Origin of the sequence: Bradyrhizobium sp. cir1, assembly GCF_014198245.1 — a bacterium.
Lineage (GTDB): Bacteria > Pseudomonadota > Alphaproteobacteria > Rhizobiales > Xanthobacteraceae > Bradyrhizobium.
The window spans coordinates 164,579-181,104 of the sequence record NZ_JACIHE010000002.1 but is presented as its reverse complement, the minus strand read 5'-3'; the positions used below and the strand labels follow the sequence as shown (position 1 = coordinate 181,104).

Here is a 16,526-nt window from a genome sequence, read left to right as displayed (position 1 = left end):
GCATGACCAATTGGGCTTTCGTCACCGGGGGCGCCGGAGATATCGGCAGCGCTATTTGTCAGACTCTTGCGCGCGACGGGTTTGGCATTGTCTGCGTCGATCTAAATGAAGAGCGGGCGGAAGCGGTCTGCTCGGGCATCCGCATGGAAGGTGGTCAGGCCGTTTCGTTCAGAGTAGATGCTACCGATCCTGCTTCGGTTTCTGCTGCAGCAACCGAAGCAATGAAGCTCGGGAATATTACGGCTCTCGTAAACACGGTTGGTCGAGCGAAGGGAACTTCGATCTTCACGATGGACTATGCCATCTGGCGTGAGGACATCGCCGCCAATCTCGACTCTGCATTTCTTTGCATTCAGGCGTTTCGCGATCAGCTGATTGCGCAGCAAGGGAGCATCGTCAGCATCGCGACTGTCAATGGGCTCGGCGTTTTCGGCTTTCCGGGCTACAGCGCCGGAAAGGCGGCCTTGATCCATCTGACGAAATCCCTGGCCGTCGAACTTGGACCCCATGGCGTCCGAGTGAACGCTGTCGCGCCAGGGACTGTCCGAACCCGCGCCTGGAACGCTCGCCTCGAAGCCAACCCAGGCGTATTCGACGAATTGCAAGCGCTTTGCCCGCTGCCGCGAATTTCAAGTCCTGCGAACGTTGCCGACGCGGTCGCGTTTCTGGTCTCCGAGAAGGCATCGATGATCACCGGCCAAACCATCGCCGTCGACGGCGGACTATCGGCGGGTATTCCCGCTGCCGGTCGCGCAGTGACGCAATTGTCGCATCGGAGTTGACCGCCACTGCCGGACGATTAACTGAAGCTGTTGGTTTACGAGGAGGTCATCCTTGCGGCGCGACTGTCCAGATTGTCCGTTTCGCTCGCTTTAATACCCTATTCTACGACGAGGGCGGATCGGCCTGTATCATCGGATCGGCACGCTGTATCGAAGGGGATGTAGATGCGGAAACAAAGGAAAAGCCATGCAACGAAACAGCGTGCAATTCGGAACCTAGAATACGTCGCGCGGGAGCGCCTTGTTCTCGGCCGGCCACCTCGCGAAGTTATTGGAGATGAAGGTTTTTGTAGTGGTGGGCGCACCAGGGCTCGAACCTGGGACCCGCTGATTAAGAGGCGTATGATCTCATTAGAAAATCAAGACCCATTCCGACAAAGGCACCGATAAACCTGCATTGAATTGGCAATTGAATTTAGTCTCGTCGGAATGCCGCAGAACTGCCGATGGCCGACGTCGCGGCCAAGCTAGCCGAACTGGTGGCCATCTAGCCGCCGAAAGACCGGTGGTATTGCTTCGCAAAGCGAGGGGCAAACGGCTAAAGTCATCCGGTCCGAGGCGGTCAGCTACGCTACGACCCTCGCATACGGCAGGCCGGGCGTCGAAGTACGCACCGGCCCGGCGGTCATTGCCCGACGTCATGACGGCGTCGCGGGCGTCGTCCCGCGGGCGGGGTCACCGTTCAGGCTCTCGCCGATCGTTCCGGCTTAGTTGCCGAGATAGGGCTTCGTTGTACGCGCCAGAGCGGCACAGTTGGCGGGCTATTCTCTTTGAGCAGCTGCGCGGCGAGACCCGGGTCGGACGGCGCGCGATCACGCAGCCTTTCGATAGGCGAGGCTCTCAAGGATTTCCATCCCCTCCAACAAGCAAAAGTTGTCGAGCGACTTTTGGGCGGCCAGCACAGCCAACGCCATCGCGCGACCGCTCCAGTTTCGCACCAGAAATGCCGTGAACGAACCGCAACGCGCCGACCAAGGAGCATTTTCAAGACAGATTCGATCGTCGGATCAATCATTCCGATTGACCGGGCATGACGCTCTTGGGTGAACACGTGCCGCTCTGACGATCAACCGCGACTACCGGGCCATCGACCGATATGTTTAAATCGGGCCCCGGCCGCACTCTTTCCTCTCTTCGCAGTCCCGGTCCTCTTTGCCGTCATCTTAGCCATCTTCTGATCCTCCGCCTGGTTTCGGGGCACGCCATTTGCGATGTCGCGCCGGGCCAGGAGAAATCGAATGGGAACAAAAACGGAAAGCTCTCGCCCGGGCGCGATGACACTCGAGTCCTTGAAATGTTGTCGGCTCGCTCGCACCGAAGATGAGGGGGCGGAATTGCTTCTTCGCAGAGTCGCAGCGTCGATTGCGGCCGTTCGCAGTTAGCCGCATGACGTAGCTCGCCGACGTGGACTCCTTGGACTATCTCCAAGCAGATCGGACAGCGAAGATAAAGCTGCGAAAAACTGTCCGAGAGCGGTTTCCCTCCGAAGACGAATCGGTGGTTTCGAGGTAACCCCTATCCGCCGAGAGGTCCTATCGGCCTGCTCGCGTTACCTGGTGATCAGTCTTCGACCGACGCTCCTGAATTTAGACACTTGCCGAGCTGTCGGGCATGTTGCGTTCGAGTCGCGACCTCCATGGCGTCTGATGCTCATGCAATTGGCTCTCCCGTTCGACGATTCTGAAAAGCGCACAGCCGGTAGTCTTTGGTTGTTGACGTGCCCGGACGAACCGCTCTGGCGTTTTGCAAGCGACCTCGAGCGCTATCCTCACTTCTTCGTACGGGCCGACGATGGAGCGCCAGCGATAGACCCCTGCGATACGATCGTGATCGGTCAGGGAAACAGCGATAGAAGAGTGCTGGTATCAGATCGCTCTCTTTTCGAGGAGAAAGAGGCGGATCTAGGCGCTCCGACCTCCGCATCTTCTCGCCATGAACCGCTACAGCGGTTGATTGCCATCATAGTCGGTCCGGATCGGCTATCGCGGAGCCGACCCGCCGGCTTGACGAGCGAACTTGAGCGAGCGTTGTCCCTACTCCGCTATGGCGATTACGACGCGATGCCGCGGACCCGATACAATTGCGCAAAGAGCACCTTGGAAGTACTCGGATCGTCCGCCTCTCGCGCGCTGAGAGCCCTGCTTGCCCGAGAGGTCGCCGACGCCGCGCGCGCGTTCGATCGTGTGCGAAGCGGCGCGAAACCTGTTACGCGAGACCACGTCAGGGAAGCACATTCGACGGCCGGGCGATGCTTCATGGATGCAGGCATGCGTTTCCACGCACTTCAGACCGAACGGTTGTTCGGCAATTGGGACCGGTCGAGCGGTGCGCCCCTACCCATCTTTTCGCTAGAACCCACTCTAACAAAGGGCCGCATCTCCTATAGATGCGTGAGCGTCTTGGCTGCCCGCTGTGCCGTCCCCTCGCCTTTCACGACGTCCCCCCTCACGCGTACGCTAAGGCCTTCGAGGCGCCGCTCCGCGCACGAATGGACCATGGCAGACAGCCTGGTGAGAGACGTCGCGCGCTACATCGACGGCACGCGGGCCGAGCCGTTTTTCGCCTGGATACGGCAGTCCGATGGATCGTTGACCCTCGAATTGGGCCTGGATAGCGCCTTTTCGGTACAACTTGGGCTTGCAGGAGCGCTCGGAATGACACAGGATAGGTTCCTCGTCAGCCTACGGGGCGATGGCTGCCGAACCAAAGTTGCCGAGACCGAAATTGCTTTGGGGCAATCGGTTCGGTTCGAGATCGAAATGGAATGCGATAGCGGTGGTGCCGTCGAAGCGATATTTTTCGGGCGGGACCACCGGAGCCTCCGTCTGAGATTGGAAGTGCCGGGCGATGGGGCTGAAGAGAGTTTTCAAGGAAGAGCTGACTCCTAGCGGGCCGATCAGGCCGACGATCTACTTCCAGGAATTGAGCGGAAAGTGGAGGACTGAAGTCAACATCAACTCGGACCGGAAACCTTACTACGAAGCTCCGGCTAGTGAAGACGTCATACAGTCGCTGACCGCCGAGATATCTCGAATCGCTGGCCACTCGGCGTTCGGACCCGATTTCGACGCTACCGGGAGCGATAGTCAAACTCATATTCGTCTGTTGGCCGAGTGCGGGAGAAAACTGTTCGACGCACTCGTGCCCAAAGACCTCCGGAAGAACTTTCTCGACCGATTGCTGGAAGGCGCCACTTTACGCATGGGGCAGCCGACCAATCAGCGCGGCGTGGTGATTCTCAGCGGTCAGGCCTGCAGGATCTGGTGGCCTCTGATGTTCGTGGATGAGCTGCCGAATGACCCGGCAGCGACGATAGACATCCGGGGCTTTCTTGGTTCGCGCCTGATATTCATCGCCGACTGCGATTCCCGCGTCGTCGGGGGCGGGCTCAACCTCAGGGCCGACCGGCCTGCTTCGTTGGAAACTGCACTGACTAGTTCGGAACGGCCCATCGTACGGCATATCTGGGACAATCGATTTCTAAGCGACAACCTTCCCGTAAACGATCGTTGGTACGACGGGATAGATGACGTCGACCTGAACGCGATCGAACCGCTCCTGAACTCGCCGGACGAATATGCCGACATGATCGACCAGCTTCTCGACTTCGTCGTGCAGGGTGGCGACACGGTCCATCTGGACTGTCATGGCCTTCCTTCGGATCCGGAGAAGCCCTGGAAGATCAGCCTCGGGGTCAGAAACGACTTCGTGGCGAAATATCAAGATCTGCTGCGCTTGGAATTCAGCGGTAACTTCTCCATCGGAATTCTGAACGTCTGCCTTTCGGGCCGATCGAAGGTCGCAGACTCCACCGTCAGCTTTGCCGAAAACTTGATCGCCAATAAGATGGTCGCGGCGATAGCGCCGATGTCGGAAGCTCCCATTTTTCTTCTCATGAACTTTTCGAAGAGCGTCTACAAAGCTCTCCTATCCGGCGAAACTCTTTTGAGCGCATTCGATAGTGCGCAAACGCAATTGCTTGCGGTAGGAAACCCCGCCGCTCACGCTTTGATATTGTTTACCTCTTCCTTTCCTTGGGTCGCGTCGACGACCTTCGCGCAAGGAGACAATTCCGTCGCGAAGGTAGCTTGATGGGTCAGAAAGCCAATCCAATTGCTCTGCGCCTCGGCATTACCCGCACGTGGGATTCCGTTTGGTTTCCCGGGATCAGGAGCGATTACGCGAAGCAACTTCACGAAGACCTGGCCATCCGGCGAATGCTTGGCAACGACCTCAAGCAGGCCGCCGTCGGGCGCGTCATAATCGAACGCACGCGAGGACGATGTAAGGTTTCGATTCACTCCGCACGTCCGGGCGTCGTCGTCGGCAAGAAAGGCGCCGAGATCGATGCATTGCGAACGCGGATCGCTCGCATCACGAATACCGAAGTCATCATCAACATCGTGGAGATCCGCAAGCCTGAACTTGACGCCACGCTGGTGGCAGAGTCGATCGCCCAGCAGCTGGAGCGGCGCGTCGCATTCCGCCGAGCGATGAAAAGGGCGATCGATTCCGCGATGCGTCTGGGTGCCGTCGGCATCCGGATCAACTGTTCCGGCCGGCTCGGCGGCGCTGAGATCGCCAGAAGGGAGTGGTATCGACAGGGACGCGTTCCGCTGCAAACCCTGCGTGCCGATATCGACTACGGCGTCGCCACAGCCTTCACGACGTTTGGGACCTGCGGCGTCAAGGTTTGGATCTGCAAGGGAGAGGTTCTCGAACGCGGCCCGAAGGAGCACGGCTTGCAGGCCGCGGACGACCGGGTGCGGACCGGCGGCGGGCGGTCCTCAGGGAACCCTCTGGCGAAAGCCGAGGTTATTCCGATAAATCGGCCTAGACTCGATGCGACTTCAAATAACCCGATTTTTACGCCAACAGGCGATGCTCCGAACAATTCGACGGCGAAGTCGGGGGCACGCCAGGAGGAAGAGGCGCGACAGACGGCCTCACTTCAGCGGGACGAAGCGCTCTTGCCGGGCTGGGAAGACGAAGCAGAGCGGGAATTCATGAAAGCTTTCCGACAACTCAGCTCGAATTCGGCAGCTAGAAAAAATGCCGTGGCGGCCTTGCTTAAGCACGCCCGCATTTCGATGAAAGCGAAGTCCGTTCCGAGATCGTTAACAAAACGTATCGGAGCGGTCATGCCGACATTGTTCGAGAGCCTGTTCGATCCTGCCGCCGAGGTGCGCTGGACTGCGGCCTACGCCATCGCGGCCCTTCGCGACCCGGAGCACTTCGACGAGAGGCCTCCCGAAAAGCCCACCAGCGAAACCAAGAATGCGGTCCTTCAGGAGCTGCAGCGATACCTCAAGGAGCGCGGCAGCTCCTTGATATCCGAGGTCGAGATTTCCCACTTGGACAGGACAGCCGAGCAGATCGACGTCGACGGCAACGTGAAGATTTTCGACCACGTCCCTCTGGAAATCGGCGACTCTCGTTTGAGGTTGAGCACGGAAAGACGGAAGGTCGAACCTCATCTGCTCGAGCTAGAGCTATCGGATTCCAGCGGCAGAGTGATCAAGACATACGAACAGAAGGCAGAGCGAGCGAAGGACGCATTGTCGCCCCTCGCACAGTGCGCGTTTCGCGTGAAGATCAAGAGGTCCGAGCTAGATACTCTACGGGTCGGCATCTTGCTGGATCAACGTCGACTTCGAACTCACGTCGTCTCCCTCGATGAGATATCCGTGAAGGACGACCAGCCGGCTACCGATCTCCAGCCGGCTTAGCGTCCAGAATCACGTCGGCATCTTCGTCCCAGATGTCGCCGATGTCCGTCGGAGTATCTCCGACGGCTCCGGCAAGCTGGGTTTCGGGGCGATAGCCCGAGAGGCGGAGTCCGAATTCTTGCTTTTCGACCCTCTTGAGTTCCCCCCCGAAGAAGAGAGGGATCTTGGACTTGAAAACTTTGCGGTCGTTCGCTCCATCGACGAGGGACAGGTTCGCCCTACCGGCCGCATTCAGTATTTTGTCCAGCGCCGCGGCGACATTCACCGACCGCTTGTCCTTGTTCATCGCGGTCACCTCGAGCGCCTTCGCCGACCATCCTCCGGTGCAAAAATACGGGATGTATCCATCGTTCATTCTCGCTACGAACGCCGCGGCGTATTCGACTTTGGCCAAGGCAGGGTGGAGATCGTCCAGCCGTATCCGCTCAATACTGGGTTCGACCAGTCGCACCGAGCAGCTTGCCGCGCCTGCCGCCTCGAGCGCTGCCTTCGCTTCGACCTTGACAGCATCACTCAATCCGGGAATCAAACGCGCGAGCACCTGCATCCCGGTCGAAAGATCGAGACCGCTCGAGTTCGTCTTAGTCAGCGTCTGCGTCTGGCCATGAGACGTTCCCGTCGTCGTTCTTCCGATCCTCGGCAACTCGGGAGAGAATGCGGCCGTCGACCGCCATTCCTCCTGATCGTAGCGGCCTCGCTTCAGCTGTTTGAGCAGATATATCGTCCCTACGGGCGATTGCTCCCGCGCGACGACGAAGGGATTGACCCCGAATCCAAGCAGAAGCTCCAAGAGCGGGTCCGTGGTTTTTCTGGTGCAAAGCATCGATCTCTCTCAAGATGGTCGTCACCTCAACGCGCGGCTCCATGGCGACGTCAGGCAGCGGAGCTCGATTTGGGTGATCGATCGCCTATGGTGCACGTGTCGGCTTGAGACTGCAAGCCAAAGTTGCACCCGATCTTGAAGTCGTGTGGCCATGGTTGCGCCGGCTCGTGTGGCAAAAGCGGTTACATCCGTTTACCTGTGAAGAACGATCGGCCTTATGCGCAATACATCTTGCGATTGCGCCATGCGCGGCCGACAATTGTGGCCGAAGCCATAGGATTTTAAGATGGGCCGTTGGGTTCGTCTGAGCGATAATTTTCACGCAATCATTAGCACTCTCCGCAAGCCAGGCTGGAAAACCGGTGCCGAAACGCATCATTCTACTTCTGGACGGCACCTGGAACGATGCCGACGACGGGCCTGCTGACACCAATATCGTTCGCCTCCGCGAACGCATTGCGGCTTTCCTAGCAGGCTCCGCTCGTGGCGCCATGGCCCCCCCGACCGGAGCTTCGCGGCAGACCTTCCAGATGAGCGGTGCTGGAAAAAGCGCCACGAACAACGTCGTATTTTACGAGCGCGGAGTCGGCACCAGCGGTTTCCTTGATAATCTGCGCGGCGGTGCATTCGGCGCCGGGCTCGACCGGAATATTCGTCGGGCTTATACATTCTTGGTCCAGCACTATGATCCAGACGACGAAATCTACATCTTCGGTTTCTCGCGTGGCTCTTATACTGCCCGCTCACTGGTTGGATGCCTGAACACCGTCGGGCTTCTGCGTCGCGAGGATTGCGACGAGAAGACCCTCTCGAAAATCTGGAGCTATTATCGGACAGACCGCAACGACCGCACCACGCAGATTGGAAGCGAGCTGCGCGCGGTCTCGATTGAGCCCGAGAAGGTCACGATCAAATGCCTTGGCGTTTTCGACACGGTCGGCGCGCTTGGACTTCCTCTCAGCAGTTTCTGGAAGGAAAATCGCGATCTTTATGGTTTCCATGACGTCGGCCTTGCGCGTATCTGTGAACACAGCCTTCACGCCGTGGCGATTGATGAGCACCGCGAGCAATTTGAGGCCACGCTGTGGCGCCAGCAGAAATTCATAAACAACGACCCGCGGGTTGAGCAGGTATGGTTTCCAGGCGCGCACGCGGATGTCGGGGGCGGCTATATCGCTGAGCAGTCGCGGCGCAGCGACCTGCAATATCTGGATGATACGACCCTCGACTGGATGATTCGTAAGGTTCAGGATATCGCTAGTGGCGATTTTCCCGTGGCGCCCTGTGAGTCTGTGGCGACGGTCAAAAGAAGAACTGCGCGATCCTATGCGGACGCTCCGCAACACGAGCCCAGACGCGGCGTCTACCGTCTATTCCCCTATGTGCTCCGGTCGATCTGGAATAAGCCCGTCCCTGTTGGACCCTGGCCGCTCGAACGCAATGTGTGCTTCGACCGTCATGCGACACCGATCGGCGAAGCCGTCCATATCAGCGCGATTCTCCGTTTAGGCCAAAGCATTACTCTGGAAGGCGCACCTTCGATTTACGCGCCACGCAACCTGCTCGCAGCGATCTACAAGCTGCGGCAACGTCAGCAGACGTTGGCCATTGTAAATTGGGATGGACGCCAACTGAATAATGCCCGCGCCAGTACTTTGCTGGACGACGCACTACATCGTACATTTCTAGGCTGACGAGGTTGAGCCATGCTCACGGTCTGGATCGTTCCTCTTCTTTTCATCGGCATATTTGGATTGATCGTGTTTTTCTGGTTCTGGTGGGCTGCACCGCGCGCGCAGGTTCCGCCTTACCTGGAAGGTGACGATCTCAAACGACTCGAACTGCAGGACCGCCTGCGCCAGACTAACTATCAGGTGCTGACAGGCCTTGGGCTGGCAGGGACATTCTTTGCCACGGTTATCCAGCTCACGCTGACGAGCCAACAATGGAGCTCCGACCATGAACTGCGCGTCCGCCACGAACAAGACCAAAGTTTCGCCGAAGCATCGAAAGATTTGATCGCAGCCTCCGACAAGCCGCTCGCTGAACGGGCGGCGATCCAGCTGAGACTGCTGGCTATACAGGCTCCCGCGGACCTGCTCGAGCAAGCAAACGCGCAATTCTCAAGTGTTGCGCGCGCTCAGACACGAACGAGCTCACTTCGCGTATCGCGCGAGTGTACAGTCAATTCTACGAGCTCGCCCGGAGCGCAATCTACACCAGCGGAAGCGGACCGAGAGGAGCCCCCCGCTGGCGCGCAGGCCGCGGTTCGTCAATTGGGTAGCTCCGTCTTTGCCGGCCTTCGCCGCAAGCGTCTCGGACCCGCATGTGGCCTGGCGGGTGCAAACCGGTATCTTCAGATCAATCTTGAGCACAGGTGGCTGGACGACCTCGATATGGGCGGTCTCGATCTATCCTGCGCGAACATGTCTCAGTCCAAGCTGCACCGTGTGAGCCTCAACGGGGCAAAACTTTTCGGAGCAGACCTGAGAGGTTCCACTTTTGCGGATTGGGAGATCGAAGCCTCTCCCGGCTGGACTGGGTATTTCGAAGGCGAGGAATACAGCGGCTCGCATATCGGTTTCAGCTACACTGGGCCCGACGACGCGGAGCGGCCACGCACCGGTCAGAGCAAACGGCTCCCGGAATGGCAGACCTACCGGTGCTTCATCAGTGACCTTCGCTATGCCGATCTGCGGGCGGTGAACTTTGAGGGCGCATCTCTCGCCGGCGCCGACCTCGCCTATGCAAATTTGGCCGGCGCGAATCTATGCGCGGTCGACGTCAGCCGCGCGAACTTCACGGGGGCCCGTGGCCTCACGCGTGAGATGGTTGACGGGATGTGCGCAGGCGGAGGAGCGAATGACCTAAAGCAACAGGAAACGCCCGACTGGAACGCGCAGCCTTTTGGCCTCGACCGTTTGCTTGCCAAGGACCGAAAGTGGGTCAAGCGGTGTGGATCACCGGCAAAACTCTGTGCGGGAATGGACAGGGCTACCGCCATTGCGACGGCGCTGCGGCCGCATTGGTAGTGGTAAGAGGTTCACGATGAGGAGGAACTGAATGATTGCAATTACCTGCGCGGCGGGCGTGATCGTTTGGAGCTATCTGGTAGCAGGAGTTGCTGGTCGGCTCGGGCAGGACGTTAGTTCGCGTTTCCTCGAGCACGGCAGTGTCATTCCTTCGCTAAACAACTCTGCACTCACAGCCCAGAGTCTTTCTCTTTGGTTACGCGATAGTTCAACAGCCCAATACGCGCGCCCCTACCGCCTTTTCGTTATCCCGCTCGATCTGGTTTATCTAGCGCTGCTCGGCGGTTTCCTTGCAACCGGCGCCCTCTGGTGTGCCGAAGCGCTCGCCTGGCCCGACGCACTCAAACTCTGGCAATGGTATCTCGTTTTGGCACCCGCCGTACTGTACGTCGTCGCAGACACTCTTGAAGACGTCTTGATCTTCGTTCTGCTGCGAAGCTCGACCACGGTCAGCAGCGGCCTCTTTTCCATCATGCGCTTTGCCACGGCTGCGAAGCTGGTGTTCGTCAGCGTTGCACTCTTCGAAACCCTTGCGCTCGGCGTCGCATCCACTTTGATGGTTGGGGACTGAACACGTCTGCTTTCTCCGCGCTTACGCGGCCTCGACGAGGCCTCTCACTGCCTGCTTCACAGCGGAACGGATGCTCCTTCCCACTGGTCGGCGTAAACACGCCAGAAGCGTGCGCCGAGTGAGCCGTGGACGCGCATGTCCTCCACAGCCATGTTGCTACGGCCGCCATCGCAGGTATGGAGGCACCTTGCATCGCCTGATCATACTGCGATGACAGCAGCTCCGAGTTCGGCGGAAACCGCGATCATCGGAGTGGATGGCGAATGGCCTGAACCAACTGGGTGTACGGGTCGGGCCTCCGTCGACCATCGACGCCGCGATCCTTCCGTCGGGCAATTTGAGACGCGTTTCCGCACCTATCGCGGCCCTGCAACCAGCTCTCGCCTCTTGTGAATTCCTGCGGATCTTGCGACCCCGGGCGACAGAGTCGGGAAGGATACGGCAAATGTCTGCCATGTGGACGACAACCGCGCTGAAAACCCGGCTCGCCCCTTCCAGAAAACTATGTGCTAAGCCATCAAGGAATTCCCCGAGCGTTCCGAGGTGTGCGTGCGTACCATTTCCCGCAAGGAGCTCTTTGAACAAGTCTGGTCAAGACCGATGACGAAGGTCGCGGCCGACTACGGCGTGACCAGCACAGCTCTTAAGAAGACTTGCAAGCGCCACAAGATCCCTACACCCGAACGGGGATACTGGGCGAAACGCGAACATCAAAAGCCGGTTCGCAACTCCTCCCTGCCCAAGTTGCCAGACACGAGACTCGACCAAATTCGAATCTCGGGCGGCACATCGCGCCGGCTGCCGGAGCAGGTCATCAAGGCAGGGGCAGAAGCTCTGGAGCGATTGATGACCGTACCGGAAACTGCCGCCGCAACAGCAACTGACGTGGAAGAACCTTCGATCCTGCGTACAACACGCCGTGCAATCTCCAAAGCCCGTCCTGACGTGGAGGGGTTCTCGAGCACAAAGGGGCGTGGCATCGTCCCTCTGAAGATCGCGCCGAACTCGATCGATCGGGCTTTCCGGCTTCTGGGCCGGTTTTTTGCCCTGGCAGAAACCGAGGGATACCGTCCCAGGATTAGCGACACCGGCCTCGAACTTGAAGCCGACAACGTGTCCATCGCCTTTGGAGTGGAAGAGCGGCCGCGAAAGATGCCGCATGAGCCCACAGTGGCCGAATTGAAGCGACGGGACGATAACTTTCGCCGGGGCCTTTCTAGCCCGCCGTTGCCGAAATACGACTATTCTCCGTCCGGACGCCTGTCGATCGTCATTCACGCGAATGCCTGGTCCGGGCTGCGCTGCACATATTCAGACCACAAAACGCAATCTGTGGAAGCGATACTGCCGGCAGTCATCGCAGGTCTGGCCGAGCATGCGGCGCTCATCAGGGAGCGCAAGCGCGACGCCGAAGAGCGGGAGCGCCAGTACCGCGACGCGGAAGTCCGCCGCAAGCGTGAAGAAACCTTTGTTGCGCGCGAAAAGCGGCGCGTCAACTTTGTCGAGGCTGTCCATGCACAGCTCCTTGAACGGTCAAGGCTCTCGGCGGTCCTCGCCCATCTGGACGACTTCTCAGGGGATGATGCCAGCCGTGTGCAGACCATCTCGGTATGGATTCGAAGACGGATCAAGCAGATCGATGCTCTCACCGGCCCTGCATTCCTTGACCTGTCAGCGAGATCGGCAAAGCTCGGCTTTGTCGAGCAATTGAGTGACCCCGACCGCTCGGCGTCTGGTGGCTATTACGACCACCTGTCCCCCATCCGGCTTCAATTCTGGTCTATCGACGAAGAGAAAGAACTCGCGACATCGATAAGTTCACTGGAATGGGCTACCCGGGCCGGACTTTTGCAAGAGACCGGGATCGACAACGAGATCCGGGACGAGACCGGCGACGCCGAGGTATAGAGCCGGCGCCGGCGCGAACCTCACGACGTGCTCAACTCTAATTCGAGCGACAAAATCAACCGATAATCCGCCCATCTACGAGCCGTTCCGGCCACAATTCTTCACGTCCCGAATTCGGCCGGCCCACGCAGGCCAGGCCTATCGATCGTGAAGGCGGAAAGTGGGGTGGAGTTCTGACGTCTCTGGCACAAGCAGACACCAAGCCTTCCGCGGCGAAATCGAGGAATTGAATTGCGCTGCGCATGGCCCTTATCTCCGGGGACAGACTTCGCTGTCGAAAGCGACCTTCAAGCGGGCTAGACGAAGACGCTCACTCAATGCTGTGAGCTGGCACACAAACCTGGTCAATTCGTCGTTATCGAGCCCATGAAAGATGAATTCGCGAAGAGCGCGCTCCTCGTCCTCAAGGCGCAGAATGTGCCTGTAAGTCTTGTCAGCAAGCGACATCTCGACAACTCTGGCGTCGCTCGTGGAAGGATTTCGGACCAGAAGTCCTTTCTTCTCCAGAATCTTGGATTGCGTCGTAATGAAGGATGGATCGACGTGCATCACCTTCGCTATCGCCTTGAGTGGAAGGCCGCGCCCTGTCCCGGTGTTCGCCAGCGCCATCAGAATCGTCCATTGCGGGCCAGTAACACCAAGTAGCATCGCGCGGAAATCGCGAAGTTCGTCCATATGCGCCTTGATCGAGGCAATCTCCCAGACGAAACGTCTGGCGGCATCCTGAGCTTCGGCTGAGAGGCGTCCCGCGCCACTCTCAACCAGACGTAATTCCTTGGACCGCGCCTTGCGCTCAGCTGATGTCGTCATCGCTTACGTGCTTTCGATTGGCCACTTCGCCGAACAGGCGTCTATGCGTTGATCGATTCTGCGAAGTGTTGTCATCATCTTCGCGATCGAACGATAGAGGACTCCTTAGTCAAACGAGAGGCTGCCTCATAGTGCCGGAACGATTGGGTATTGGAAGAAAATCCTCTGTACAGATCGTACAGACCCTCGATGATCTCTAGCCTGGCCGGCACTCTGCATGCGCATGCGAGCTCAAGGACCTGCCTCGAAATGTACTCGCAATCCTTCAGAACGAAGGACTGGCTGCACAGCAAAAGCTCTCTCAAGACGACCCAGTCGAGCGATTGGGCACTTTAGAGTGAAAGGCCCCCGATGGGCATACCGGGGGCCTTCCTTGGAGGTTAACATCTACTACTTGGTATCGTCTCCTTCCGTTGCTCCTCGATAGCTGTTACCAGTTGCGTTGAACGCGAAGCTGGAGCTGAAGCGCGTTTTGATCCTTGAGCTCATATACGGCCGCCGGCTTGGCAACGGTCGCACTTGCACCGGCACCTGTGGTGCCCGCGTACTTCTGGTCGATGTGCATGTAGGTGAGATCTGCGGCAAACGTCAGATTCTTGACCGGCGTCCAGCGCGTGATTACCCCCAACTGGGCAATATTATAGTCCGGGTTGCAGGTGGTAAGACCCGCGCCGAGCGCGGTCGCTACCGTACCCCCCGCGCCACACATCAACCCCTTGGCCGTATCATTATAATGGACGGCGGCATAAGCGCCGTAGAGCGCGCTATTCCATTGAGGATCCCAGTTGTGGGTGTACGCACCGCGCATGCCCCACGTCTCGATCAGCTGTAGTCCCCCTCCGGTTGCGAACACTGCGTCTGGCGCGAATCCGAGGCCCAGGCTCTGATAAGCACCAGCCAATCCCGTGCCGCCGTAGATTGTAGCTGCGCCTGCCGGGGTCGCATTTTCGTGGATGTTGTACCGGGTCGCACCGTTGGTATAGACGCCGGAGACGTTGATCGTATCGCCGGCTCCCGTCGGGACGTTTTTGATCGACAGTGCCAGCTGAGCTGCCCAACCCCACTTGTCGCTCGGATGACCCGACGTCTCCACGCCAGGAGAGTAGTAGGCGGCGTGATTCTCGTGCGCCGCGACCGACGCCTGAACCAAACCCCAAGCCTGATCGACCCGGACCATGCCAATGAAATCCGGGGCATATGTCCCTGCATAATCGCTCGTGCCGTATCCGAATGTGCCGGGTACCGCGAGGTTGTTGATGCCGGCCTGATAGTATTGGGTCGGATCCTGGGCCGAGATCGACGCCGTGATTCCCTGACCAAAATCGGCCGTGTAGCTGAACTGGTTGACGCCTGTAACGTCGCCGCCGCCACCAACGAGACCGTCGAAGTTATTGCCGGGATAGGCCGTCCATGGAGCGCTGAACTGCGATACCGCCTTGCCCATCGTCAGACCGGCGAACTGAATGAAGGCGTAGTAGACGCCGAGCGAACCACCGCCCGCTCCGCCGGCCGTTCCGTTGCCTGGAGCAGCAGACGTCGTACCCGAAATGACGTCGTAATTGGTCACGCCCGCGCCGGTGCTGGTATACGTACCCGACGTCCACGAGAACGTGCCATCGAAGAAGGTTCGCACCACGCCGTATTCCGTCGCGGTGCGGGTGTCGATGTTCAGGTCTTCACGTGAGCGCCAGGTGTAGGCGTTCGAGAGACGGTTTCTTGCGCCAGCTGCACCATTGGTGTTACCGAGCGTATCCGTATTCGTGTTGACCGCCAGATCAACACGGAGATAGCCGCCAAGCTTGATGCAGGTATCCGTACCGGGAATATAGTAGAAGCCAGCCCCGTACAGAGAGCAGACTTTCACATATTCGACCGCCTTGGCCTTCACTGGCAGATCGGCCGCCTGCGCTGCACCGACGGTGGCCAAACCCGCCACCGATCCGAGGATTAATCCTCTGAACTTTCTCATCTGACTCTCCAATTCTAGAGCGACACTCGCTCGCAGGTTCGCGATGCGAGATGGATCCCTCACCCCAAGAACACGCATGATTGCTTGGCCAGGTCGCTAAGACCTCGATGCCGCAGCTAGCGTGACGAACCAGGCTCCCCTCTTCGCAAAACCACTTTCTCAAATTTGCGCAGCTTTGCTCGGCCAAAGACCGTACGCCACGTACCGATCTCCCCCTTGCCAGACGAGTGTGTTGTAGCGAACGCAGATTGGTGCGTTTTGTACGAATATCGATCGATGCGTTTGTGCACCGATCCCCGCAACCGCGCGTCTCGCGGGGAGCTCGTGCTGCAAATACGCGCTCGCCGTCGCCCCATGAGCTCCCTGGCGACGAGACATCGTTTGGCGATGCGCGCGCAAACTCAACGACGAAAAGAGCATTCGCTTGCCGTTCGATTCGGCACACGGGACCGGCCGCTATCCATCTGGACCCTCCGTGATCCGCAATCGGCCTGTAGCGCGTGGCCGAACGAAACCAGGGAGGACTGGATTTCACCCGCCGCACAGCGTCAGCAAGGAGAGATTCGTGAGCAGCCAACCCGCACGATACGCGCGGCCGAGGCGCACGCTCTTGATCGCCAGGATATCCAGCGGGTCGATCTACATCGGTGTTGAAGACACGGCTCGCCAGGCCCGTCAGGATCACGTCGTCGCGCCTCAACCGGCTGGCCCGCTTTTCCTGTCCGGAAAATCCGCGATTGGATCAGAGCCGGCTTGCTGGCAATTGCCCGCCCCCCGTCCAACGATTGTCCTCGATCGAGGAGTGATACGTCGACAGCGGCAGGTGCGTGAAACCGCTCGACCTGCACGCAGATGCATTCGTTAAAGGAGTGCCAGTTCACGTCGTTCGAATACTTTGTCGT

Annotated in this window: 10 protein-coding genes and 1 pseudogene; 8 read left to right on the top strand and 3 right to left on the bottom strand. The window is 58.9% G+C overall.

Annotated features, from left to right (window positions below; genetic code table 11):
- Nucleotides 1-2 precede the first annotated feature (2 nt).
- From GGD63_RS05340 to rpsC, 4 genes and pseudogenes are all read left to right on the top strand, one after another.
- Nucleotides 3-782 (top strand): SDR family oxidoreductase, encoded by a 780-nt coding sequence (locus GGD63_RS05340; RefSeq protein ID WP_183239855.1) that lies wholly within the window; start codon nt 3-5, stop codon nt 780-782.
- Between the two features lie 2,495 nt (nt 783-3,277).
- Nucleotides 3,278-3,670 carry a hypothetical protein gene (locus GGD63_RS05335; RefSeq protein WP_183239854.1) on the top strand — a complete coding sequence of 131 codons (393 nt, stop codon included), beginning with the start codon at nt 3,278-3,280 and terminating at the stop codon, nt 3,668-3,670.
- Nucleotides 3,630-4,874 carry a hypothetical protein gene (locus tag GGD63_RS05330; protein ID WP_183239853.1) on the top strand — a complete coding sequence of 415 codons (1,245 nt, stop codon included), beginning with the start codon at nt 3,630-3,632 and terminating at the stop codon, nt 4,872-4,874. Before GGD63_RS05335 ends, GGD63_RS05330 begins: the two co-directional genes overlap by 41 nt.
- A pseudogene (gene rpsC / locus GGD63_RS40055) lies at nt 4,874-5,557 on the top strand (30S ribosomal protein S3); the annotation flags it as partial. The gene GGD63_RS05330 and the pseudogene rpsC, both read left to right, overlap by 1 nt.
- Nucleotides 5,558-6,488: 931 nt before the next feature.
- Here the strand turns inward: rpsC and GGD63_RS05320 are convergent.
- The gene (locus GGD63_RS05320) at nt 6,489-7,301 is read right to left on the bottom strand and encodes a hypothetical protein (protein WP_183239851.1); all 813 of its coding nucleotides are present in this window, start codon (nt 7,299-7,301) and stop codon (nt 6,489-6,491) included.
- Nucleotides 7,302-7,696: 395 nt separating this feature from the next.
- Here GGD63_RS05320 and GGD63_RS05315 point away from each other — a divergent pair, with 395 nt between their 5' ends.
- From GGD63_RS05315 to GGD63_RS05300, 4 genes are all read left to right on the top strand, one after another.
- Nucleotides 7,697-9,028: a DUF2235 domain-containing protein gene (locus tag GGD63_RS05315; protein WP_183239850.1), complete on the top strand. Its 1,332-nt coding sequence runs from the start codon at nt 7,697-7,699 to the stop codon at nt 9,026-9,028.
- Nucleotides 9,029-9,040: 12 nt separating this feature from the next.
- A complete protein-coding gene (locus GGD63_RS05310) occupies nt 9,041-10,366 on the top strand; it encodes a pentapeptide repeat-containing protein (protein ID WP_183239849.1) in 1,326 nt (441 codons plus the stop codon).
- A 31-nt stretch (nt 10,367-10,397) separates the two neighbouring features.
- Nucleotides 10,398-10,937, top strand: coding sequence for a hypothetical protein (locus GGD63_RS05305; RefSeq protein WP_183239848.1), 540 nt, complete (start codon nt 10,398-10,400; stop codon nt 10,935-10,937).
- 549 nt (nt 10,938-11,486) lie between these two features.
- Complete coding sequence (locus tag GGD63_RS05300; RefSeq protein WP_183239847.1) at nt 11,487-12,845, top strand: hypothetical protein; 1,359 nt, start codon at nt 11,487-11,489, stop codon at nt 12,843-12,845.
- A 249-nt stretch (nt 12,846-13,094) separates the two neighbouring features.
- Here GGD63_RS05300 and GGD63_RS05295 read toward each other — a convergent pair whose 3' ends face one another.
- Entirely contained in the window at nt 13,095-13,655 is a 561-nt protein-coding gene (locus GGD63_RS05295) for a MarR family winged helix-turn-helix transcriptional regulator (RefSeq protein WP_183239846.1), read from the bottom strand.
- Nucleotides 13,656-14,085: 430 nt separating this feature from the next.
- On the bottom strand, nt 14,086-15,624 hold the full coding sequence (locus GGD63_RS05290; RefSeq protein WP_183239845.1) for a porin: 1,539 nt from the start codon (nt 15,622-15,624) through the stop codon (nt 14,086-14,088).
- Between the last annotated feature and the right edge of the window lie 902 nt (nt 15,625-16,526).